We start from the raw sequence: 23,178 nt of genomic DNA on the forward strand, positions 1-23,178 counted from the left end.
CCGAGCATTCGGGCCGGGACAGTTTTCTGCCCCGGCCTTTTTTTATCCAGGTGAGACATGATTTCTTCTTCGGATTCATCCGTCACGGCGCTGGGCATCGACCCCGGCTCCAACATCACGGGCTGGGGCGTGGTGCGCGAGTCTTCCGGCAGGCTGGAACTGGTGGCCAACGGCGTTCTGCGCGTGAAGGGCAGTTCCTTTTCCGAGCGGCTGGCCTTCATTTTTCACGGCCTGCACGACATCATTGAGGAATATCGGCCGCAGGAGGCGGGCGTGGAACAGGTGTTCACCGCAAAGAACATCATGTCCGCCATCAAGCTGGCGCAGGCGCGCGGAGCCGCCGTTGCGGCGTGCGCGTCCTTCCATCTTCCCGTGCAGGACTATGAGCCCACGCTCGTGAAAAAGACGCTGGCGGGCACGGGGCGCGCCGAAAAGGAACAGGTGGCCTTCATGGTGGCCAGGCTGCTGGGCCGCACGCACATCGAGGGCCCTCTGGACACCACCGACGCCCTGGCCATTGCGGTATGTCATCTCACGCTGCGCCGCTTCCGCAGGCTGGAAAGCCTGGTATGAACGGGAAGTGCCGTTTTTTTGTACGCGCCTCTCCCGCATCGCTGCGAAACCGTGCCGCCGAAAGAAAATATTGGAAAAATTTTTTCTGCCGCAAAAAATGTTTTGCTGGCGGCAGGTTAGCTCTCTTTTTTCAAGATGTCGCGCCGGGCGCCCCCTCCTGAGTCCCGAAGGTCGGGCTTCTTTTTGAGGGAAAAGGGGCGCAGAGGCCCTGCCCTCGGCGGGAAAGCGCGCTGTGCGCGTGTTTTTTTGAGCTGCGAGGAGGGGATTTTCGGCGGTGATGTTCAAATTTTTTTTGCTCGCCCGCCGCACGGCGGCATTCGGGAAAAAGATCTGTTCAAAAAAGAATACGGATTTTCGCCCCTTCCGAAGGGAAAACAAAGGCGATGAAATTTTAATATATTGATTTTATTTGATAAGTGAAGATGATCTTCAATTTGGCATGGAATTTGCATGTTGATAGACATCATTCCTTTGAAACACCGATCAACACCACTCGCCCGTCGGCCTCCCTCTCCGGCGGGCTTTTTTTCGCCCCTGCGGGCTTGTCAATGACATAAAATGCGGGCACACTGCGCGCAAACCCTTTTGGAGGATAAGTTATGAGTCTTTGTCCCTGTGGCTCCGGCCTTGAGCTGGACGCCTGCTGCGGCCAGTATATCGACGGAAAGGCCAAGGCCCCCACGGCCGAAGCCCTCATGCGCGCCCGCTACACGGCGCATTGCCTGGGCAAGTATCAGTTCCTTACCGACACCACGCATCCCGAGTTCCGCGAAGACGCCTCTGCCGACGAAATCAAGGAATGGTCGTCCATGATGACCTGGGAAGGTCTCGACATCATTGAAACCGTGGAAGGCGGAGAAAACGATTCCACGGGCGAAGTGAAGTTCAGCGCCCACTACAGCGTGCAGAACGTGCCTCAGGAACTGCGCGAAGACGCCTTCTTCCGCAAGGAAGGCGACGAATGGTTCTACGTGGAAGGCAACGTGTACGCCAAGCAGCCCGTGCGCCGCGAGACCCCCAAGATCGGCCGCAACGATCCCTGCCCCTGCGGCAGCGGCAAGAAGTACAAGAAGTGCTGCATGCCCCGCTAGGGGAGAGCGGAAAGCCCTGATTTGCTCCGTTCGTCGGAGAAAGGACTTGCGTCCCGGCGCAAAACCCTGTACAAGGCTTTTCCAACGGTTCTTCTGTTCCGGCGCAAGGGATGAAAGATCGGAGAGGTTTTGCCCATCAGGCAAAAAGAATAGCCGGCAGGGCTTGTCATTTCCCCATATTTGTGGCAGGCTCCCTGAACAGAAGGAACGTCTTTTTTCCTTTTTTGTATGTATGTGAGTCTGCGCCTTACGCAGGCAATTTCCCCACAGTCCCAACATGTCCAAGGAGGACGCGCATGGCTGAAGTTTCTTTCCAGGGAAAGACCTTTGAAGTCGACGAAGACGGTTTCCTGCTTCGCTTCGAAGACTGGTGCCCTGAATGGCTGGAATACGTGAAGGAATCCGAAGGTATTCCGGAACTCACCGCCGATCATCATAAGGTTATCGATTTCCTGCAGGACTACTACAAGAAGAATGGTATCGCCCCCATGGTGCGTATCATGTCCAAGAACACCGGCTACAAGCTGAAGGAAATCTACGAACTGTTCCCCTCCGGCCCCGGCAAGGGCGCCTGCAAGATGGCCGGTCTGCCCAAGCCCACCGGCTGCGTGTAAGCCGTACGCTTCACGCTTTAGTCGCTTAGACGATTGCTTGAAAAGGCGAGAGAGTTTAACTCTTTCGCCTTTTTTCTACTTGCCTGTGGTAAAGCCCTCTGATAGAGATAGGACATCCGAGTTTGCCATAACATTTTTAAGTAATGGAGGATTCCATGAAAGTGTTTCGTAATGCGCTGGTTGCTGCGGCTCTGGTGATGGGGATTGCCTCTGCTGCCCAGGCCGCTGATATGGTCCGCAAGGTGGACAGCTTCGATCTGCTCGCCGACCAGTCCGGCTCCATGATGATGCAGGCTCCCGACCTCAAGATGACCAAGGCCGCTGCCGCCCAGCAGGTGCTCTCTGCTGTGAACGAAGCCATTCCGAACCTCGGATACAAGGCTTCCATGCACACTCTCGCTCCCGCCGGCAAGGTTGTTTCCTACGGCGACTGGGATCGTTCCGCCATGGGCGCCGGCATTGATTCCCTCAAGACCGAAGGCGTCATCTTCGGCCGTATGACCCCCATGGGCGACGGCTTCGCCGCCAACTCCGGCGACTATGCCACCATGGCTCGTCCTACCGCCATCGTGCTCGCTTCCGACGGCGCCAACAACACCGGCATTGATCCCGTTGCCGAAGCGGCCGCCATCTATCAGGCTCAGCCCGGCATCTGCTTTCATGTCATTTCCTTCGCCGACACTCCCGAAGGTCAGGCCGTGCTCGATAAGATCGCCGCTCTGAACTCCTGCTCCGTGTCCGTGAAGGGCTCCGACCTGCTGGCCGATCAGAACGCCGTGAACCAGTTCGTGGCCGACGTGTTCTACACCACCGGCTCAGCTCCCGTGGAAGAAGCCCTCGTGCTCCACGGCGTGAACTTCGCCTTCGACTCCTACGCTCTTGACGCCAAGGCTCAGGGCATCCTCGACGAAGCCGCCGTCGTGCTCAAGGAAAAGAACGTTCGCGTGACCCTCGAAGGCTGGACCGACTCCATCGGCACCGACGCCTACAACAAGAAGCTGTCTCAGAATCGCGCCAACGCGGTTAAGGCGTACCTTGTGGAACAGGGCGTGCCCGCTTCCAAGCTCACCGCCATCGGCATGGGCAAGTCCTTCAAGTACGACAACTCCACCGAAGAAGGCCGTTACCTGAACCGTCGCGTGGAAATTCTCTTCAACTAATCGCTGAATCAACATGACGAAGAGGCCCGGCATCTGCCGGGCCTCTCTCAATAGCGGAGTTTCATTGATGTTTCGTAAGTGTTGGATGGGTGTGCTGGTCTGCGGCCTTCTTCTTGCTTCGCCGTGCAGTTCCTTTGCCGTCAACGAATCCAAGATTCAGGCCGATCTGAACACGTTTGCCCGTCAGTACGTCAGCAGCGCCAACAAGCGCATGTCGGTCAATCGCGCGCGTCCTCAGATCATCAAGCGCGGCGCCATGTACGTGGCCACGTTTACGGAAATTGATCTGCAGACGATTACGACGCAGATGCGCAAGAGCAACAGCAAGCATTTTGACTATGTTGCCACGCTTTCCTACAACGAGCTCACCTTTGAAAGCGCGGGCAAGACCCGCAAGGAAGCCACCAGCGGTCAGTTCCGCTGCGTGAAGGTGCGCAAGCTTACCGAACTGCCCCGCTACGTGAAGGGCAAGTGGGAAAACTGATTCTCGTTCAGGAAAAGGGCCCCCTTTCGAGGGGGCTTTTTCTTTTTAAAAAACGGACGAAAGGGGCGATGAGACGGGAGCCAGGGAAAAGGCGCAGTCGCGCCGGGCAGGGCGTCGGAGTGGGGGATGCTTTCTGAAGGGCGGCGCTTGAACGATGTTGCGGAATGTGGCCCCTGCGCCGGAAGAGAGAAGGTGCGCCGGGATGCAGGAGCCGAGTCGGGATGCGGAACCTGCACCGGAACGCGGAACCTGGGCCGGGATACGAAAGCCGAGTCGGCGCGCAGAAGCCGGGCAGGCATGCGGACGCTGTGCAGGCGCGGAATCTGCGCGGGGAACGCGGAATCCGGAGCGTGCGCGAAGACGGGGCGGAGCTGCGGGGAGGATTCGGGAACAGACGGGCCGGAAAGCGCGTTTCCCGGCGCTGTGCGGGGCTTTTTGCCGGAATTTGGACGGGAAGGCGATCCGTCGCAAAAACGGCCTCTGCATCCGCGTTCAGGCGTTTTTCAGGCAGAGTAAGCACGAAGGGCGTCGTCCTTTCGGGAGACTGGCTCCGGGAGAGGGCTCCGCTTTGCGAAGAGAAACCGCCGAAGGAAGCAGCAAGGCGTTTTTTGCGCTCGGCTCAGGCGGGGAGTTGGGGCGCTCGGCGTTTGTTCAGCCGTCGCTTGTTCAGCGCTGAAAGCTGAGATTTGGCAGGCGGGCGTCGCCTTTTGCAAAAAGCGGCGGGCAGGAGACGCGGGGCGGTCGGAGGGCGGAGCCGTTCGCGAGGGCAGAAGGCAAAGGCGTGGGGCAGAGCGTGCCGTTTTCTCGGACGGCAGGGGAGAGGGGCAACGATGCCCTATGTTTTCGTACCTCATCTTTCGGACAGCGGAGCGCTGCCTTTTCGCGGAACGGCGTGCGGAGGCCGGAACGGGTACGGCCTCTCTGAGCATGTGAGTGCAGAGAGGGGAGCGGGGCCACTTCCTCCAGTGACGCATCCGTCGAGGCAGGGCCGCGCTTTGGGTGAAGCGGAGGAGACGGCTCGCGCCTGCGGCAAACACTCCGACGCGCCGCGGGCTTGTCCGCGAGAGGCCGTCCTGAGCCTGCGGCGCTCCCTGGATGGACGATGGGGAGCGAGGGCCGTTGCGGGCGCTCGGCTGTGCCGGGCGGGGCCGCTTCGGTCAAATGATTTTCGGAAACGGGAAGGCCTTCGGGCGCGGCGGCGCGGAAGGCGCGCCTTCCGGAACCGGGGCGCGCGCCGTGCGCCGGGCGCAAAAAAAGGCGGCGCATGATGCGCCGCCATGTCGGGCCCGGAGTCGACCCGACCCGGAACGCCGCGCAGCCGGATGTCCGGGGAGAGAGAAGGCGGCGTTCCGGAAGGAAAGGATCAGGCTTTCTTTTCGGGCAGGAAGGAGGCCAGAATGCCCAGAGCCAGGAAGCCGACCACCACGCTCAGCGAAATCATGGCGGGCAGATGAATCACGCCGGCCACGTCGAGCAGCATCTTGGCGCCGATGAAGGCCAGAATGGCGATGACGGACTTTTCCAGATGGCGCAGGTAGCGCTTGGCGGCGGCCAGCAGGAAGAACATGGACCGCAGGCCGAGAATGGCGAAGATGTTGCTGGTGTACACGATGAAGGGATCGGGCGTGATGGCGAGCACCGCGGGCACGGAGTCGAAGGCGAACATGATGTCGGAAATTTCGATGACCACCAGGCACAGGAACAGCGGCGTGGCTCTCCAGATGATCTTGCCCACAGGCTTTTCCGCCAGCTTGACGGTGCTGCCTTCCACGTGCTTCTTGGGAGCTTCCACGGCGTGGCCGTTTTCATCGGTGCGCACGAAGAAGTCGTGACCGTGCAGGTGCGTATAGACGGGAATGAACTTCTGCGTCCAGCGCACGGCCCAGTGCTGGGAATAGTCGATGTCTTCGTCGTGCTCCTTGCCGAGGGACTGGAACATCTTCCAGGCCGTCCAGAGCACGAACACGCCGAAGCCCGCCAGAGCGTAGGGGCCGAACATCTTGATGAGGGAGCTGCCCGCGGCCACGAAGAGCAGGCGCATGACCACCGCGCCCAGAATGCCGTAGAACAGCACGCGGTGCTGATAGGCGTCCTTGATGCCGAAGGACGTGAAGATGGCCATCATCACGAAGAGGTTGTCCACGGAAAGGGATTCTTCCAGCAGATAGCCGGCGATGAACAGCTGCATCTGCGAAGCGCCTTCGTTCCAGCCGATGTAGCCGGCAAAGGCGAAGGCGAGGGAAATCCATATCGCGGACCAGATGGCCGCATTGCGCGCGGTGACGGGCTTGTCGTCGTTGTGGGAGCGAAGATCGAGCCACATGCACGCGATGATCACCAGGGAGAAGACGCCCACCTCTACGAGAGAGTGTCCGAACATGTTGTATCCTCCAGAGTTTTCTTTCTGCCGGAAGATACAAAAAAGACCTTCCGGCAATATCACTATTGCCGCAAGGTCTCACTTATCAGACTCGTACGGGCTGACGGCAATGCCAGAAGCTCTCGCTCCATGCTGTTGACATTGCCCGGGACTCACGATCCCAGTTACTCCCCTTTGCGTCCCCTTCTCCTTACGAAATCTTTCACGCGCTGTCAAGAGGCGGACTCAGGCTCTTGTCTGACAGGCCCGCTGCGGCTACACTCCGCATCACATTTCATGCTTATTTCGAGGGATTCATGTCGTTTCACATCATCCGCGCGCGGCGCGCGCATCCGCAGCATCCTGTGCTTCTCCGGCTTACTTCCGGTTTCCGTCGTTTTCAATATCGCTGGTATCACCCCGACGAACCCTTGTTCGAGTCCCTGCGCGAGGGGCAGAATCCGCTTGCGCTCGTCATCGCCTGCTGCGATTCCCGGGTCGACCCCGTGCTGCTCACCGACTGTCGTCCGGGCGATCTCTTCGTGGTGCGCAACGTGGCCAATCTGGTGCCGCCCTATGCCCCGGACGGCGGAAGGCACGGCGTTTCCGCCGCGCTCGAATACGCGGTCAAGCACCTCAGGGTGCAGGACGTCATCATCATGGGGCACGCCTGCTGCGGCGGCATTCACGCGCTGGTGTCGGGCGGCGGCGATGAAAATCGCGACGAATTCATAGGCCCGTGGGTGGACGTGGCGCGTCACGCCCTGGAAAAGGTGGACGAAGCCATGCCCGGCGCGTGCGACGCCGACAGGGCCCGCGCCTGCGAACTGTGGAACGTGCGCCTTTCTCTGGACAACCTGATGACCTTTCCGTGGGTGAAAAGCGCGGTGGAGGAAGGCCGCCTTTCCCTGCACGGCTGGTATTTCGATCTGCAGAGCGGCGAGCTTCTGGAATACGACGCGGAACGTCAGGCCTTCCGTCCGCTGGTAGGGCATCCCCACGTGGGGAGAAATCCTGTATCTTCCCGCGGATGAACAGGAACATCATTGGCAATGGATTGTTTTCACAAGCGAAATTGCAGTCTTTCTTTCTCTTGTGACGCGCTTTGGGCATTGACGCGATGTCGATTTGCTTCTAAGGATAGTGGGAAAGGCTTTAGAACGTTTCACGACATCAGCATTCTTCTGCGCATCCGGACGTCAATGCCCGCCGCATCCGCCCGGATACGACGGCTGCGCCTGTCGCTTCGGCGCTGAAGCTGTTTCTCTACAAGCACAAGGAGGCATGGAGGTTTTATGCCCACGAAAATTCTGCATAAGGAAAAGCTGATTCCCGGGCGCACCAGCAAGCTCGTGCTGGACGCTCCGCAGATCGCCGCCACGGCCCGTCCGGGTCATTTCGTCATTCTCCGCGTGGATGAGAAGGGCGAGCGTTTCCCGCTGACCATTGCCGACACCGACAAGGAACACGGCACCATCACCATCGTGTATCTGGTGCTCGGCCGCTCCACCCAGATGCTTGAGGAACTCGAAGAAGGGCAGTACATCCACGACGTTTGCGGACCACTCGGCCGCGCGACCAACATTCAGCGTTTTGAAGCGCCGAAGAAGGTCATCTGCGTGGGCGGCGGCACGGGCGTGGCCGCCATGCATCACATTGCCAAGGGCCATCACGAGGCCGGCAACTACGTCATTGCCTGCATCGGCGCGCGCAACAAGGATCTTTTGCTCTTTGAAAAGGAACTCTCCCTGTTCTGCGACGAAGTGCTTGTTTCCACGGACGACGGTTCCGAAGGCCAGAAGGGCATCGTGACCGATCTTGTCCGCAACCGCCTTGACAGCGAGGGCGGCAACATCGCCGAAGTGGTGGCCGTGGGCCCGGTGCCCATGATGCAGGCCGTGGCTGAACTGACCCGTGGCTACAACGTGCCCACCACCGTGAGTCTCAACTCCCTCATGGTGGACGGACTCGGCATGTGCGGCGCCTGCCGCGTGACCGTGGGCGGCGAAATGAAGTTCACCTGCGTGGACGGTCCCGAATTCGACGGTCACAAGGTGGATTTTGCGGAACTGCGCAGCCGTCTCGGTTCGTTCCGTTCTCAGGAAGCCGTGGCCCGCGAGCATCATCGCTGCAACTGTTTTGAAAAGAAGGAGGCCTAGTCATGAGTCAGGAAGTCACCCGCGGGGCGAAGATTCCCCGTCATGATATGCCCTGCCAGGCTCCCGAGGAACGCATCAGAAATTTCAATGAAGTGGCCCTCGGCTACACCGCCGAGATGGCCCATGAAGAAGCCACCCGCTGCCTGCAGTGCAAGAAGCCCATGTGCCGCACCGGCTGCCCCGTGGACATCGCCATTCCCGACTTCATCGCCGAAGTGGTGAAGGGCGACATCGACGAAGCGAGCCGCATCATTCACAAGTCCAGCAGCCTGCCCGCCGTGTGCGGCCGCGTGTGCCCCCAGGAAAAGCAGTGCGAAGGCAAGTGCATTCTCGGCAAGAAGGGGCAGCCCGTGGCCATCGGCCGTCTGGAACGCTTCGTGGCCGACCACGCCTCCGCCGAAAAGGCTCCCGAAATCAAAAAGGTCGGTCGCCGCGTGGCGTGCATCGGTTCCGGCCCCTCGTCCGTCACCTGCGCGGGCTATCTGGCCCGTCTCGGCGTGGACGTCACCATGTTTGAAGGTCTGCACGAGGCCGGCGGCGTGCTCATTTACGGCATTCCGGCCTTCCGTCTGCCCAAGGACGTGGTGGCTCACGAACTCGACGCCCTGCGCGCCATGAACGTGGACATCCGCCTGAACTACGTGGGCGGCCGCACCGTCACCGTGGACGGTCTGCTCAAGCAGGGCTACGACGCCGTGTTCATCGGCGTGGGCGCGGGTCTGCCGCATTTTCTGGGCGTTCCCGGCGAAAACTGCATCGGCGTGTTCTCGGCCAACGAATACCTCACCCGCGTGAACCTGGGCCGCGCGCATTCCTTCCCGGCCTATGACACGCCCGTGGCTCCCGGCAAGCACGTCACCGTGTTCGGCGCGGGCAACGTGGCCATGGACGCCGCCCGCACCGCGCTGCGTCTCGGCGCGGAAAGCGTTCACATCGTGTACCGCCGCACCCGCGCGGAAATGCCCGCCCGCGGCGAGGAAATCGAACACGCGCTCGAAGAGGGCGTGAAGCTGCTGGAACTGGCCGCGCCCGTGCGCTTCATCACCGACGAGGAAAATCACCTCACCGGCGTGGAACTGCAGCGCATGGAACTCGGCGAGCCCGACGCTTCCGGCCGCCGCCGTCCCCGTCCCGTGGAAGGACAGAACTTCATTCAGGAAACCGACCTCGCCATCGTGGCGCTCGGCACGCGCTCCAATCCGCTCATGCTGGACTGCACGCCCGGCCTCAAGCTCACGGACCGCGGCTACATCGCCGTGGATGAGAACGGCGAAACCTCCATTCCCAACGTGTACGCCGGCGGCGACATCGTGACCGGCGCGGCCACCGTCATTCTGGCCATGGGCGCGGGCCGTCGCGCAGCCCAGAGCATTGCCCGCAAGATGGGTCTGGAATAGACTTCGACCACAACATGATGATCCGGGGCCGCTTTGCCGCAGGGCAGGGCGGCCCCGGCGCGTTGGAGCGTCGCAGCTCCGGGGGCGGAAGAGGGGAAACGAACCGGCGTCCGTTTTGCGGAGAGCCCGACGCTTTCGGCCGGCGTTCCGGGAAAGGCGGGGCGCAAAACTTTTTTGTATTGTTTTTCCGCTTCCCAGGCAGGGCGCAAAACGGCGCGCCGCGGCCGGATGCCGTTTTGCATTTTACGCGCGGGTCGAAAAAAAGAATATTAATCCGGATGGTTCGCCGTACCGAGACGGAGAGGGGCAGGGCGAAGTCTGCCTGAGCTGCGGCGCTTCCTTCCGGGGCGGACGGGGGCGCGGAAGCCTTGGCGGACAACGAAGCTTTCTTGACATGTCGCCCCCCTATCCTTCATAGTGACAAGGATTATATGTTTGATTCCCGTGCCGGCGGCAGGCGTCTTTTTAAGCGCGACCGGCAGGAACATGAGGCAGGCTGAGCATTCAGCCTTTTTTCTGTACCTTTTGCCCGAAAGGAGTCGCCATGCTTCGTCGTCTTCTGTGCGCTCTTCTGCTGCCCGCCCTGCTGTGCTCTTCCGCCATGGCCGCGGAAAAGCTCGTCGTCGCCACCAATCCCGAGTGGCCCCCCATGGAATTTCTTGACGACAACAAGAACATCATCGGCTATGACGTGGACATGTTCAAGGCCGTAGCCGCCGAGGTCGGCATGGAAGCCGAATTCAAAATGACCGCCTGGGACGGCATTTTCGCCGGCATCGCCGCGGGCAACTACGACGTCATCGCCTCCGCCGTGACCATCACGCCGGAACGCCAGCGTGCCTTTGCCTTTACCGTGCCCTACTACGACGTGCGGCAGATCGTCGTGCTGCGCAAGGGCGACTCCGCGTCGGGCTTTGCCGACCTCGCGGGCAAGGTGATCGGCGGCCAGATAGGCACCACCGGCATTTTCGTGGCGCAGAAGAGCGGCGTGAAGATGACCATCCGCGAATACGACAACGTGGGTCTTGCCATGCAGGATCTCATCAACTCCCGCATCGACGCCGTGGTCTGCGACTCTCCCGTGGCGCTGTACTACGCCAACCAGAAGGAAGGCTTTTCCGATCAGCTGACCGTGGCCTTCCGAACCGAAGCCACGGAATCCTTCGGCTTCGTGGTGAGCAAGAAGCGTCAGGATCTGGTGGAGCGCCTGAACAAGGGCATTGAAGCCGTGCGCGCCAAGGGCATTGAAGCCGAGATCATCCGCAAGTGGATGGGCGAATAGGTCGTCTCGCAGGAGACGTTCACTTTCAGTTCGGGATATTGTGAATCATGCGTGAGAATGAAGAAAACGGTCTTCCGGCGGGCATGGCCCCGGAGGGAAAGATAGAAGTTCCGGCGGGCGGCCTCGTGCTGCCCGATTCCGAGAAGGGGGGGATCATCAACGCATGGTCCCTGTCTCTGGTGGGCGCGGTGGCCGTGCTGACCGTGCTGTGTACGCTCTGGCCCGATCCGTATCTGGAAATCCTGCGTTTCCTGCCGGGCGGACTGGTCGTCACTTTTGAGGTGACCATTCTTTCCATCGTCTGCGCTATTCCTCTCGGACTCCTCACCGGCCTCGGCAGGCTTTCGCACAATCGCGTCATCAACCTGATCGCGTCCACGTATGTGGAAATCATTCGCGGCATTCCGCTGCTCGTGCAGATTTTCTACATCTACTATGCGCTCGCAAAGTTTTTGCAGGTGAGCGGACTCACCTCCGCCGTCATCGCCATCAGCTTCTGCTACGGCGCGTACATGGGCGAAGTGTTCAGGGCCGGCATCATGGCCGTGCCCAAGGGGCAGACCGAGGCTTCGCGTTCGCTGGGCTTCAACAAGGTGCAGACCATGATGTTCGTGGTGCTGCCGCAGGCGCTGCGCACCATCGTGCCGCCCGTGGGCAACGAATGCATAGCCATGCTCAAGGATACCTCGCTGGTTTCCGTCATGGCCATGCCCGACCTCATGCAGTTCGGCCGCAGCTTTGCCGCCAAAAGCTATCTGTACTTTGAGACCTACACCGTCATCGCGCTGATTTATCTCATCATCACGCTGCTGCTTTCCAAGGCGGTCAGCATTCTGGAATCCAGGCTGAACTACTATGACAAACGCAAATAATGCGGAGCCCATCATCCGCATCGAACACGTGTGGAAGTTCTTTGGCGAACTGCCCGCGCTCCAGGACGTCTCCCTGCACGTGTGGCAGGGCCAGCGCGTGGTCATCATCGGCCCGTCCGGTTCCGGCAAGTCCACCCTGCTGCGCTCCATCAACAGGCTTGAGGAGATAAACAGCGGACTCATCGCCGTGGACGGCATCGACGTCAACGATCCGAACAACGACATCAACAAGATACGGCAGAATCTGGGCATGGTGTTCCAGCAGTTCAATCTGTTCCCGCACAAGACCGTGCTGCAGAACCTCACCATGGCTCCGTGCAAGCTGCGCGGCATGCCCAGAAAGGACGCCGAGGAACTTGCGCTCTCGCTGCTCAACAAGGTGGGCATCAGCGACAAGGCGAACGTGTATCCCGCCATGCTCTCGGGCGGCCAGCAGCAGCGCGTGGCCATAGCCCGCGCGCTCGCCATGCAGCCGGAACTCATGCTCTTCGACGAACCTACCTCGGCGCTTGATCCCGAAATGGTGGGCGAAGTGCTGGACGTCATGGTGAACCTCGCCCGCGACGGCATGACCATGATATGCGTCACCCACGAAATGGGCTTTGCCCGCACCGTGGCCGACGTGGTGGTGTTCATGGACAAGGGGCAGATTCTTGAAGTGGGTTCGCCGGAAGACATCTTTGAACGTCCGCAGCATCCGCGCCTTCAGCAGTTTTTGAATCAGGTGCTCTGAGAGCAGGCGCTCTGCAGAGAAAATAACTCGAGCCTCTTCCTTCGGGAAGGGGCCCTTTTTTTGTGCATTGACGGAAATTTTTATTTATCTGCCGAAATATTTTGTTTTTCACTCTTTAATGACGCGGCAATGGAACGTATCCTCATGAAGTAAGTCTTGTCATAATTGTTAATTGATTGCCATTTTCATGAAATATTTGTATTATAGAGATAACACTAACAGTTGAAGGACGGGGAATACGGAGCCTGATTTGTCTGTAGAAACAAGTTTTTGGCATTCGTGATTTTTCAGAGAAACGGCAGTATTTTTCATGTATTATTGGCGTTTTGGCCTTTATCATGAATAGAAGGTCCGCACTTCGACCGCACAGTATCGGAAAGGAGGAATTTGGTCATGGCCAAGTATATCATGGCGCTGGATGCGGGTACCACGTCGAACCGCTGCATCCTGTTCAACGAAAAAGGGGAGACCTGCAGCGTCGCGCAGAAGGAGTTCACCCAGTATTTTCCGCATCCGGGCTGGGTTGAGCACGACGCCATGGAAATATGGCTCACCCAGTATGCCGTGGCGGCCGAAGCCCTGGCGAAAATAGATGCCACCGCCGAGGATATTGCCGCCATCGGCATCACCAACCAGCGCGAGACCACCATAGTGTGGGACAAGGAAACGGGAGAGCCCATCAATCACGCCATCGTGTGGCAGGACCGCCGCACCGCCGAATATTGCGACAGCCTGCGCGCCAAGGGACTCACCGAGTCCTTCCGCGCCAAGACGGGCCTTGTCATTGATCCGTATTTTTCCGGCACGAAGATCCGCTGGATTCTGGAAAACGTGCCCGGCGCCCGCGAGAAGGCCGAAGCCGGACAGCTGCTCTTCGGCACCGTGGAAACCTGGCTCATCTGGAAGCTCACCGGCGGCAAGGTGCATATTACCGACTACTCCAACGCCGCGCGCACCATGCTTTTCAACATCGTCGATCTGAAGTGGGACGAGGAAATCATGGCCGAGATGGGCATTCCTGCGTGCATGCTGCCCGAGGCGCGTCCGTCGAGCTGCGTGTACGGCGAAACCGTGCAGGAACTCTTCGGCGGGGTGATTCCCATTGCCGGCGCGGCGGGCGATCAGCAGGCCGCGCTCTTCGGTCAGACCTGCTTTGAGCCCGGCGAGGCCAAGAACACCTACGGCACGGGCTGCTTCATGCTCATGAACACCGGCGAGAAGCCCATCTTCTCCAAGAACGGACTGGTCACCACCATCGCCTGGGGTCTGGACGGCAAGGTCAACTACGCGCTGGAAGGCTCCATTTTCGTGGCGGGTTCGGCCATTCAGTGGCTGCGCGATCAGCTGCGCGTCCTGGATGCGGCTTCCGATTCCGAATACTTTGCCAGCAAGGTGAGCGACACCAACGGCTGCTATGTGGTGCCGGCCTTCACCGGACTCGGCGCTCCGCACTGGGATCCCTACGCCCGCGGAGCCATCGTGGGCCTGACCCGCGGCGTGAACCGCTATCACATCATCCGCGCCACGCTGGAATCCCTGGCCTATCAGACCTACGAGGTGCTGGGAGCCATGGAAGCCGATTCCGGCATCAAGATGACCTCCCTCAAGGTGGACGGCGGCGCTTCTGCCAACGATCTGCTCATGCAGATGCAGGCCGACATCAACCAGGCTCCCGTCAACCGCCCCGTGTGCGTGGAAACCACGGCCATGGGCGCGGCGTATCTGGCCGGTCTGGCCGTGGGATACTGGAAGAACAAGGAAGACGTCATCCGCAACTGGGCCAGCGACAAGGTGTTCGGCCCCAAGATCACCCGCGTGGAGCGCGACAAGAAGGTGCGCGGCTGGAAGAAGGCCGTCAGGTGCGCCTACGACTGGGCCCGCGACGAGGACTAGTCTCTCCTTTCCCATTCTGAAACGACACGGATGCTGAACGGGCGTCTCTGGTCGAGAGGGCAGGCCGCAGGCCTGCCCCTCCCGGCCGAAAGCAAAAAACGACCCGGGTCTCCCTTGTTGTCCTCTGTTCATGGCGCGGGGGCGTTCTTTCCCCTTGTCAGGAAGAGAAAGAACCCCTCCCTTTCATTCATCCTGAAACCCTGTTTGTGAGCTTCTTATGCCGTATCTTGCTGAATTTTTTGGAACGATGATTCTGATTCTTCTCGGTGACGGCGTTGTGGCCAACGTCAATCTGAACAGATCCGGCATGAAGGGAGCCGGAGCCGTGCAGATAACCTTTGCCTGGGGCCTGGCGGTCATGCTTCCGGCGTTCACCTTCGGCGCGGCGTCCGGCGCGCACTTCAATCCCGCGCTCACCGTGGCGCTCGCTGCGGGCGGCTATTTCAGCTGGAGCATGGTGCCCGGCTACTGCATCGCGCAGATGGCCGGAGCCTTTGTCGGCGCGTGCCTCGTATATGCGCTGTTCAAGGATCAGTTCGACGCCACCGACGATCCCAGCATCAAGCGCGGCGTGTTCTGCACCTCGCCTGCGGTTCCCAACCGTTTCCGCAACATGCTCAGTGAAATCATCGGAACATTCGTGCTGGTCTTTGCCATCCTGGGCCTCAATCAGGTGCCCAACATGCCCGGCGGCGTGAACTACATTCTGGTGTTCGGCATCATCGTGTCCATCGGCATGAGCCTCGGCGGGCTCACCGGCTACGCCATCAATCCCGCCCGCGACCTCGGGCCGCGCCTTGCGCACACCGTGCTGCCCATACGCGGCAAGGGAAGCTCGCACTGGGATTACGCCGTGGTGCCGCTTATCGGCCCCATGATCGGCGGTCTCATCGCCGTGTGCCTGTACAACCTGCTGCCCTGGATGAAGTAGCCGCCGCGGATTGCCGTGTATCGCGGATTGCCGTGTATCGCGGATTGCCGTGTATCGCGGATTGCCGTGTATCGCGGATTGCCGTGTATCGCGGATTGCCGTGTATCGCGGATTGCCGTGTATCGCGGATTGCCGTGTATCGCGGATTGCCGTGTATCGCGGATTGCCGTGTATCGCGGATTGCCGTGTATCGCGGATTGCCGTGTATCGCGGATTGCCGTGTATCGCGGATTGCCGTGTATCGCGGATTGCCGTGTATCGCGGATTGCCGTGTATCGCGGATTGCCGTGTATCGCGGATTGCCGTGTATCGCGGATTGCCGTGTATCGCGGATTGCCGTGTATCGCGGATTGCCGTGTATCGCGGATTGCCGTGTATCGCGGATTGCCGTGTATCGCGGATTGCCGTGTATCGCGGATTGCCGTGTATGAAAAAGAGCCGACCCTTGCGGGCCGGCTCTTTTTCTCTGCCCTGAGGGCAGGCGTCGTGTCGCCGCGGCGCTAGTCCACGGATACGGAGGAGAAGTCCAGATCCGGGAAGGCAACCGGCGCTTTGCGGTGTCTGGTGGCCTGTTCGTAGGCATGGCCCATGCCTATGAGAAGTTCTTCGCTGAAGGGAGCGCCCATGAGCTCCACGCCGACGGGCACGCCCTGGGGAGCGGTGGGCGTGACGGAGGAGAATCCGCCGGGCAGCGTGATGGCCGGAAGTCCGGTGACGGAAGCCATGAGACCGTTGCGTTCGGCCTGACCGCGCTTGTCGTTGGTCTGCACCACGAGGATGGACTGCAGCGGATACAGGAAGGCGTCGATGTCGTGATCGGCCATGTACTTCACGACAAAGTCATGCAGACGGGCGTTTTGGGCAAGACGGGCCTTGTATTCCGGGTTGTCGGCCGGATTGACTTCGGCGGCCTTGGCGGCCATGTCCCCGGCCACGGAGGGCGTGATCAGGCCCGTGGCCACGTATTCCCTCGTATTCTTGACGGGAGCGGCCTTGCCGAGTTCCTTCAGATAGTTGTCGAGAGAAATACTCTGTTCCCAGCGCTGCACGTCGTTGTTCTTGATGAGATCGGAAACCCGAAGTTCGGGAATGTCCACGGTCACTACGTCGGCGCCGAGAGCCTTGAAGTCGCGTACGGCGGTTTCCATGACGCGGCGCACGTCGGGATCGTGGCCGAGATTGGTGGCGAGAAGGGCGATTTTTCTGCCCTTGACGGCGTTGCCGCTGAGGGCGCGGGTATAGTCGGGAATCTTTTTGTCCTTCATGACGGCGGTGGAGGCGTCGGCGGGATCATAGCCGGCCATGACGCCGAGCAGAATGGCGGCGTCGGTCACGCAGCGGGCGATGGGGCCGCCCTGATCCTGAAATTCCGAGCAGGGAGAAATGCCCGTGCGGCTGACGAGTCCGCGAGTGGGACGTATGCCTACCAGGCTGTTGGCGCTGGATGGCGAACGGATGGAGTTCACCGTGTCGGAACCGGTTCCGGCCGCGGCGAAGTTGGCGGCCACAGCTGCTCCGGTGCCGCCGGAGGAGCCGCCGGGCGTGCGCGTGAGATCGTAGGGGTTGAGGGTCTGACCGCCCATGGAACTGACGGTCATGCCGTGGTTGGCCAGTTCCGTGAGGTTGGCCTTGCCTATGATGACGGCTCCGGCCTCGCGGAGCTTCTGAACGGTGAAGGCGTCGCGGTTCGGTTGCAGATCCTTGAAGGCCAGCGCGCCGCTGGTGGTCTTCATGTCGATGGTGTCGTAGTTGTCCTTGAGCACGATGGGAATGCCGTGCAGCGGACCGACGGCCTTGCCTGATGCTCTTTCGGCGTCCTTCTGTCTGGCGACCTCAAGGGCGGCGGGGTTGATGGTGATCATGGAGTTGAGGCAGCCGTCGTACACCTGGATGCGGCGCAGATAGTATCGGGTGAGCTGTTCGGAAGTCAGGGAACCGTTGCGCATTTGCGCTTCAAGCTCGGGAATGCTCTTTTCAAAAATATTGGAAGCAGCCATGGCGGATGAAGAGAGTAACAATGTCATGCAGGAAGCATACAGTAAACTTTTGATCATGGAAATCCTCTTTCCTGTTGAGGGTGCAAGGACGTCTTTTTTATGCAAAAGTCGTGCCGATATGCGTAACATGCTTGAAAGAAAAGATTTCTATATTATGATTGAAATGCGCGGTACGGATGTATGCCAATAAAAAGACGCCTCTGCGGACGAATATGGCCGCAGAGGCGTCTGTCGCAGGGGTTGGCGAAGAGGAAACAATTTTGTATCCGCAGTCGGGGCGTTATACCATTATCATAACGTCCGCCACGTGGTTTGTCGGAAAGAGGGGGGCGTCACCACCAGTAGAGGGGATAGCGGCGCGAATGGGGAATGTTGTTCGCGATGAGGGCGATGAACAGCATGATGCAGGCTCCGGCAAGGCAGGGAACCAGCGCGTACCAGTAGCCGAGCTGACGGATGCCTTCGCCGCCGGTCACGGCGATGAGGGCCGTGGCGCCTCCGGGCGGATGGAGAGTGCCGGTCATGAGCATGACGGCGATGGCCGTGGACACGGCAAGGCAGGCTGCAAGCCAGACGGTGTCGGGAAAGAGCAGGCCCACGGTGACGCCGGTGAGCGCGGAAACGAAGTGACCGCCCACCAGATTGCGGGGCTGTGCCAGGGGGCTCTGGATGGCGCCGAAGGCGAGCACAGCCGAAGCTCCGAACGAGCCGATGAGCAGGGGAAACCCCGTGCTTCTGGTCACGTAGCGCTCCAGAAGGGCGATAAGGGCGATGGAAAGGCAGCTTCCGAACCAGGAGAGCAGAATTTCCTTTCCGCAGACGCGGGGCGGCGTTTCTCCGCCTCCGCGCATTTTTTTCAGTACGCTGGTCATGATTCCTCCATCCGGAGCGTTGTCCGGCAGCGGAAGAACCGTAGGAAAAAACGGAAGCAACGGCTGTGTCCTCAGGCACACTTTATCCGAAAACATGCGCGTCGTCGCCTACGCCCTGGAAGTCCGGGGGCGTTGCATCGGAGAGGCGGAAAAGGCGGCGCGACAGACTGGGGGCGCTCGGTCTGCGCTGATGAGCGGCGCGCGGAGAACCGGGGAGCGGCGGAGGCGAGAAAAAGGCTGCGCACGCTGTTGCGTGGAAAAGGGGCAGGCGTCTTGCGCTTTGGAGCCTGCAAAACGCGCGCATCGTCCGGCAGGGCTCGGCAGGAATTCGGCGAGCGGAGCGGAAGCCGCCCGGAAGTTTGTCTTCGGCGCTGCGAACGCAGCGAAGACTTCGTCGTGCTGCTGACGGGGCGTTGCCGGCGCTGGACATGCGCCAGGAGCGACCGCTCCGGGCCGTCCGGTCGGCAGAGGAAAGGAGCGGCGGGCAGGCTTCCCGGTCGGTTTGACTTTCGCTCCGGCTTCATGCAGCGTCTGTTTTTTCAAGGAGGAAGCGAGCATGTCGGAGAACGGAAACGTGCGTCTGGTCAGGGCTGCTTCGGAAGAGCTGCGCGACTTGATGAGGGCGTTGCAGGAAGCCTTTGCGCCTGCCGTGCGCGAAGCATTCGGGCCGAGGGATTATGGCCCCATACCTCCGGATGAGGACGTGTGGGCGTCGTTCCGCGCGCCCGGAGCGCAGGTGTACCATATCGTTCGGAACGAGGAGCGCGTCGGCGGAGCGGTGGTCAGGATTCATGAGAAAAGCGGATGCAACGCTCTGGAGCTTTTCTTCATTTCTCCGGCCTTTCACGGCATGGGGCTGGGGCTTGCCGCCTGGCGGGCCATGGAAGCCATGTATCCGCAGACCAAGGTTTGGGAAACCGTGACGCCGTACTTTGAAAAGCGCAACATTCATTTTTACGTGAACAGGTGCGGATTTCACATTGTGGAATTTTTCAATGCGCATCATCGGGATCCCGCCCTGGCTGCGCCGCTGTGCCCGGACGGTCTGCCTCTACCGGGCATGGACGAGTATTTCCGCTTTCGGAAAATCATGGGCGGCGTGGAGGCGTCGGATTCGACGCCCGGAGCAGAGTCCGCCGAAGGTTGTCCGGCAAGCTGATGCGGCCTGCGGAGGCGTTGACGTCGTTTCCGGGGCGCGGAGGGCTCGTTGAGCATGCGAGAGGAGAGCACCGCTCCGGGCCTGTCCGCTCGGTGCGGGAAAGGCGCGGCGCAAGAGCCCGGAGGCCCTGAGCAGAGCACGGCGAGTCGGGGCAAGGAGCCTGGAAGGGATGAGCGGCGCAGGCGAGGCGATGCCGCACGTTTCCGGCTTTTACAGGGTGGGACGCTGATAGAAGAGCCCGGCGAGGTCCTGGGTTTTTATGGTGTTGATGAAGGAATGGGGATCGACCTTCCGGACGGCGTGCACGACCTTCTTGCTTTCGTCGCTGGACACCACGGAATAGACGAGGCTGCGTTCCTTGAGGTGGAAGGAACCTTCGCCTCTGAGGATGGTCGCGCCGTGGCGGGAGGTGGCATAGATGACTTCGCACACTTCCTGCGGATTGTCCGTGACGATGAAGAGCGTTTTTTTCTGATAGCGCTTGTAGAGCGTGTGGACGACCTGCGTGGTGGTGTACTGGAAGATGATGGAATAGAGGGCCTTGTCCCAGCCGAAGACGAAGCCGGCCACGACGAGAAGAACAACGTTGAAGTAGAGCACGACGTTCCAGGCGTCTATGCCCTTGCGCTGGGAAAGATAGATGGCGATGAAGTCCGTGCCGCCGCTCGTGGTGTCCATGCGCAGGCAGAGGCTGATGGAAAAGCCGTTGATGATGCCGCCGAAAATGCTGATGAGCAGCGTGTCGTAGGTGATGATGTAGGAAGGAAGAAGATCGGTCAGCAGACCGGTGAGCACGATCATCAGGCAGGAATAGAGGGTGAACTTTTTGCCGATGTAGCGGAACCCGATATAGATGGGTATCATGTTCAGCAGAAAGTTGACCACGGCAAAGGACAGGGAGATGTTCAGAAAACGTTCCGAAAGCCGCTGAATGAGAATGGTGAGACCTGTCGCGCCGCCGGGATAGAGTCCGCCTGTCTGCACGAAGGTGTTGATGTTGAGCGCCATGAGCAGCGAGGCCAGGCACACGACGAGAATGGTCTTGGAGTCGTCTTTCCAGCTGAAGAGCATGGGAACCTCTGAAAAAAGGTGATGGATATATCCTTTCTTTACGGGTTCCTGAAAAAATAGCAAGAGGCCAGGGCGGGTCTCTTGCGCGGAAGCGTCAGACGCTCTTTTTCTCCCAGCGCAGCAGCAGGGCGGAGTGAAGCACCACGGCCACGGAGCCCGCGTTGTGGACAAGCGCTCCGGTGACGGGATTGAGCGCCCCGACAGCGGCCAGCACGATGGCCGCAAAGTTCAGCGCCATGGAAAAGGTCAGGTTGAAGCGTATGGCCTTCATCATGCGCCGGGAGAGCAGAAAGGCGTGCGGCACTTCGCCTATGCCGTCGCGCACGAGCACGATGTCGGCGGCGTCCACGGCAATGTCGCTGCCCATGCCGCCCATGGCCATGCCCACATGCGCCTTTTTCAGCGCCGGAGCGTCGTTGACGCCGTCGCCGATCATGCACACGCGGGCGTGTTCGTCCATGAAGCGCATCTTGTCTTCGGGCAGGCATTCGGCGTGCCAGTCCTCAATGCCGAGCTCCCGGGCCGTGTGACGCGCGGCGCCTGCGTGATCGCCGGTGAGAAGCACCGGTCTCACCCCGGCATCTTTGAGGGCGCGCACGGTTTGCGCGGCCTCGGCGCGGGGCATGTCGGAAAGGGCGATGAATCCGGCAGGGCGGCCGTCCGCGGCAATCCACACGACGGTGCAGCCTTCGTTCACAAACTCCGAGGCCCGGGCAACATCCTCTTCGGTCGGGACTGCGCCCTCGGCGGCGAGAAAGGCGGCGCTTCCCGCGGCCACGCGTCGCCCTTCCACGGTGCAGCGCACGCCGCGGCCCGGAATCATCTGAAAATTTTCGCCGTCGGGAATCTGCTCCTCTTCGCCGAAGCCCTGCACCACGGCGCGACCGAGCGGATGTTCCGAACGACGTTCCGCTCCGGCGCAGAGCCGGTGGAGTTCCCGGTCCGAGAGGTCGGGGCGCAGGCTGCACGCCGCGCGCACCCGCGGTTCGCCGAGCGTGAGCGTGCCGGTCTTGTCGAAGGCGCAGATCTCGGCGTCGGCCAGGCGTTCCAGCGCGTCGCCCTGCCGCACGAGCATGCCGTGCCGCGTGAGGTTGCCTATGGCCGCCACAATGGCCGTGGGCGTGGCAAGCACCAGCGAACAGGGGCAGAACACCACGAGAATGGTGACCGCGCGAATGATTTCCCCGGTAACAAGCCATGTGGCGAGCGCGGCGGAGAATGCGCCCGCCACTATCCAGGTGGCCCAGCGGTCGGCCAGGCGCACCACCTTCGCCTTGCCGGCGTCCGCGGACTGCACCAGCCGTATCATGCGCTGAATGGAGCCGTCCGTGCCGCTGCGGGTGGCCTTCATGTCGAAGGAGCCGTAGCGGTTCACGGTGCCGCTGTACACTTCGTCGCCTTCCGCCTTGTCCACGGGCAGGGATTCGCCGGTGAGCAGCGCCTGATCCACGGAACTCTGACCGCGCAGGATCACGCCGTCGGCAGGCACGGTTTCTCCGGGCAGTACGCGCAGCGCGTCGCCTTCGCGCACGTCTTTTGCCGGAGTCATGATTTCCCGCCCGTCCTTGAGAAGGCGCGCGGTCTGCGGACTGAGGCGGATCAGCTTTTCAATGCCCGCCCGGGCGCGCGCCGTGGTCACTTCTTCGAGCAGCGAGCCGAGCTGCATGATGAAGGCCACCTCGCCGGCGGCAAAGTCTTCGCCGATGATCACGGAGGCGACAAGGGCCGTGGCCACCAGCACGTCGGCCTTGACGTCGAAGGCCGTGACCAGTCCGACCACGGCCTCCTTGACGATGGGCACGCCGCACAGCACGATGGCGACCCATGCGGGGTCCACGGGAAAGCCCTCGGGAACAAGCATGCTGGCCAGCAGCGACAGCCCCGAAAGCATGAGAAATATGAGTTCCGTCTTGAAGTCGCGCCAGATCGAGAGCATGTCCGTTGTCGTCATGGAGGCCTCCTGCAGCCGTGGGCATGTCTGAAAAATACCTATAGGGGTATAGGTTTGTCAAGGGGCACAAAAAAGACCGGCCGCAGGGAGGGGCCGGTCCTTCGTCAGTTCATGTTGGCGAAGCGTTCCACGGCCTTGGTGAAGCTGGCTATGGTCTGGTCGGCGTCGCCGTGTTCTATGCCGTCGCGCACGCAGTGGCGTATGTGGCCTTCGAGCACCACCTGTCCGGCCTTGTGCAGGGCGGATTTGGCGGCGTTGATCTGGGCGAGCACGTCCTCGCAGGGAATGTCTTCGTCTATCATGCGGTCGATGGCCTGCACCTGACCGATGATTTTTTTCAACCTGCGGTGCAGGTTTTCGGAATCCATGCACTGTCTCATGCGGGTACCTCCGGCCCCGAAAGGTCGGGGCATGTTTTCCGCCGAAGTTGCGGCTCCTGGCTTTGGAGCGGCGGGGAAGGACGCGTCCTGCAGGGCGGCGGCATCTGCGGCGGGACACATGACGCCGTTCAGGAAAGGGCGTTGGAACGAGTGTATCTTAACTTCTTCGGCCTTCAAAGAAGGCGAAAGGCGGCCGTGCC

The 23,178-nt window shown here is 60.8% G+C and carries 21 protein-coding genes; 15 read left to right on the forward strand and 6 right to left on the reverse strand.

All coding sequences use genetic code 11. From position 1 onward, the window contains the following. Positions 1 to 57 precede the first annotated feature (57 nt). The 5 genes from ruvC (at position 58) to ABGT79_RS09515 (ending at position 3,922) form a co-directional block, all read left to right on the forward strand. Positions 58 to 573 (forward strand): crossover junction endodeoxyribonuclease RuvC, encoded by a 516-nt coding sequence (gene ruvC / locus ABGT79_RS09495; protein ID WP_346665971.1) that lies wholly within the window; start codon positions 58 to 60, stop codon positions 571 to 573. Positions 574 to 1,172: 599 nt separating this feature from the next. Beyond that, the gene (locus ABGT79_RS09500; protein WP_346665972.1) at positions 1,173 to 1,664 is read left to right on the forward strand and encodes a YchJ family protein; all 492 of its coding nucleotides are present in this window, start codon (positions 1,173 to 1,175) and stop codon (positions 1,662 to 1,664) included. A gap of 296 nt (positions 1,665 to 1,960) precedes the next feature. Continuing rightward, positions 1,961 to 2,278, forward strand: coding sequence for a TusE/DsrC/DsvC family sulfur relay protein (locus ABGT79_RS09505; protein ID WP_294446216.1), 318 nt, complete (start codon positions 1,961 to 1,963; stop codon positions 2,276 to 2,278). 155 nt (positions 2,279 to 2,433) lie between these two features. Continuing rightward, positions 2,434 to 3,438, forward strand: coding sequence for an OmpA family protein (locus ABGT79_RS09510; protein WP_294487830.1), 1,005 nt, complete (start codon positions 2,434 to 2,436; stop codon positions 3,436 to 3,438). A gap of 67 nt (positions 3,439 to 3,505) precedes the next feature. Beyond that, positions 3,506 to 3,922 carry a hypothetical protein gene (locus ABGT79_RS09515; protein WP_294487828.1) on the forward strand — a complete coding sequence of 139 codons (417 nt, stop codon included), beginning with the start codon at positions 3,506 to 3,508 and terminating at the stop codon, positions 3,920 to 3,922. 1,363 nt (positions 3,923 to 5,285) lie between these two features. Here the strand turns inward: ABGT79_RS09515 and ABGT79_RS09520 are convergent. Then, entirely contained in the window at positions 5,286 to 6,302 is a 1,017-nt protein-coding gene (locus ABGT79_RS09520) for a TerC family protein (protein ID WP_294487825.1), read from the reverse strand. Between the two features lie 296 nt (positions 6,303 to 6,598). Between ABGT79_RS09520 and ABGT79_RS09525 the strand changes: the two genes are divergently transcribed. From ABGT79_RS09525 to ABGT79_RS09560, 8 genes are all read left to right on the forward strand, one after another. Beyond that, positions 6,599 to 7,315 (forward strand): carbonic anhydrase, encoded by a 717-nt coding sequence (locus ABGT79_RS09525; protein WP_346665973.1) that lies wholly within the window; start codon positions 6,599 to 6,601, stop codon positions 7,313 to 7,315. 261 nt (positions 7,316 to 7,576) lie between these two features. Then, the gene (locus ABGT79_RS09530) at positions 7,577 to 8,440 is read left to right on the forward strand and encodes a sulfide/dihydroorotate dehydrogenase-like FAD/NAD-binding protein (protein ID WP_346665974.1); all 864 of its coding nucleotides are present in this window, start codon (positions 7,577 to 7,579) and stop codon (positions 8,438 to 8,440) included. 2 nt (positions 8,441 to 8,442) lie between these two features. Continuing rightward, the gene (gene gltA, locus ABGT79_RS09535) at positions 8,443 to 9,837 is read left to right on the forward strand and encodes an NADPH-dependent glutamate synthase (protein ID WP_346665975.1); all 1,395 of its coding nucleotides are present in this window, start codon (positions 8,443 to 8,445) and stop codon (positions 9,835 to 9,837) included. A 544-nt stretch (positions 9,838 to 10,381) separates the two neighbouring features. After that, on the forward strand, positions 10,382 to 11,119 hold the full coding sequence (locus ABGT79_RS09540) for a basic amino acid ABC transporter substrate-binding protein (RefSeq protein ID WP_346665976.1): 738 nt from the start codon (positions 10,382 to 10,384) through the stop codon (positions 11,117 to 11,119). 83 nt (positions 11,120 to 11,202) lie between these two features. After that, positions 11,203 to 11,991 (forward strand): amino acid ABC transporter permease, encoded by a 789-nt coding sequence (locus ABGT79_RS09545; protein WP_346666663.1) that lies wholly within the window; start codon positions 11,203 to 11,205, stop codon positions 11,989 to 11,991. Then, on the forward strand, positions 11,975 to 12,724 hold the full coding sequence (locus tag ABGT79_RS09550; RefSeq protein ID WP_346665977.1) for an amino acid ABC transporter ATP-binding protein: 750 nt from the start codon (positions 11,975 to 11,977) through the stop codon (positions 12,722 to 12,724). The genes ABGT79_RS09545 and ABGT79_RS09550 overlap by 17 nt, the downstream gene beginning before the upstream one ends. Positions 12,725 to 13,117: 393 nt before the next feature. Continuing rightward, positions 13,118 to 14,617 carry a glycerol kinase GlpK gene (glpK, locus tag ABGT79_RS09555; protein ID WP_294487806.1) on the forward strand — a complete coding sequence of 500 codons (1,500 nt, stop codon included), beginning with the start codon at positions 13,118 to 13,120 and terminating at the stop codon, positions 14,615 to 14,617. A 217-nt stretch (positions 14,618 to 14,834) separates the two neighbouring features. After that, the gene (locus ABGT79_RS09560; protein ID WP_346665978.1) at positions 14,835 to 15,548 is read left to right on the forward strand and encodes an MIP/aquaporin family protein; all 714 of its coding nucleotides are present in this window, start codon (positions 14,835 to 14,837) and stop codon (positions 15,546 to 15,548) included. Positions 15,549 to 16,048: 500 nt separating this feature from the next. On the opposite strand, the gene ABGT79_RS09565 is transcribed toward ABGT79_RS09560, so the two are convergent. Further along, positions 16,049 to 17,545 (reverse strand): amidase family protein, encoded by a 1,497-nt coding sequence (locus ABGT79_RS09565; protein WP_346665979.1) that lies wholly within the window; start codon positions 17,543 to 17,545, stop codon positions 16,049 to 16,051. Here ABGT79_RS09565 and ABGT79_RS09570 point away from each other — a divergent pair. After that, a complete protein-coding gene (locus tag ABGT79_RS09570; RefSeq protein WP_346665980.1) occupies positions 17,544 to 17,735 on the forward strand; it encodes a hypothetical protein in 192 nt (63 codons plus the stop codon). The two genes, ABGT79_RS09565 and ABGT79_RS09570, sit on opposite strands and share 2 nt — an antisense overlap. Before the next feature lie 142 nt (positions 17,736 to 17,877). Here ABGT79_RS09570 and ABGT79_RS09575 read toward each other — a convergent pair whose 3' ends face one another. Next, positions 17,878 to 18,417 carry an HPP family protein gene (locus ABGT79_RS09575; RefSeq protein ID WP_346665981.1) on the reverse strand — a complete coding sequence of 180 codons (540 nt, stop codon included), beginning with the start codon at positions 18,415 to 18,417 and terminating at the stop codon, positions 17,878 to 17,880. Between the two features lie 556 nt (positions 18,418 to 18,973). Here ABGT79_RS09575 and ABGT79_RS09580 point away from each other — a divergent pair. After that, positions 18,974 to 19,576, forward strand: coding sequence for a GNAT family N-acetyltransferase (locus ABGT79_RS09580; protein WP_346665982.1), 603 nt, complete (start codon positions 18,974 to 18,976; stop codon positions 19,574 to 19,576). A gap of 210 nt (positions 19,577 to 19,786) precedes the next feature. Here ABGT79_RS09580 and ABGT79_RS09585 read toward each other — a convergent pair whose 3' ends face one another. From ABGT79_RS09585 to ABGT79_RS09595, 3 genes are all read right to left on the reverse strand, one after another. Beyond that, a complete protein-coding gene (locus ABGT79_RS09585) occupies positions 19,787 to 20,647 on the reverse strand; it encodes a YitT family protein (protein ID WP_346665983.1) in 861 nt (286 codons plus the stop codon). Between the two features lie 94 nt (positions 20,648 to 20,741). Further along, positions 20,742 to 22,598, reverse strand: coding sequence for a cation-translocating P-type ATPase (locus tag ABGT79_RS09590; protein ID WP_346665984.1), 1,857 nt, complete (start codon positions 22,596 to 22,598; stop codon positions 20,742 to 20,744). Positions 22,599 to 22,702: 104 nt separating this feature from the next. Continuing rightward, positions 22,703 to 22,978 (reverse strand): metal-sensing transcriptional repressor, encoded by a 276-nt coding sequence (locus tag ABGT79_RS09595; RefSeq protein ID WP_346665985.1) that lies wholly within the window; start codon positions 22,976 to 22,978, stop codon positions 22,703 to 22,705. Positions 22,979 to 23,178: the final 200 nt, after the last annotated feature.

It is taken from the genome of uncultured Mailhella sp., assembly GCF_963931295.1.
Classification (GTDB): Bacteria; Desulfobacterota; Desulfovibrionia; order Desulfovibrionales; family Desulfovibrionaceae; genus Mailhella.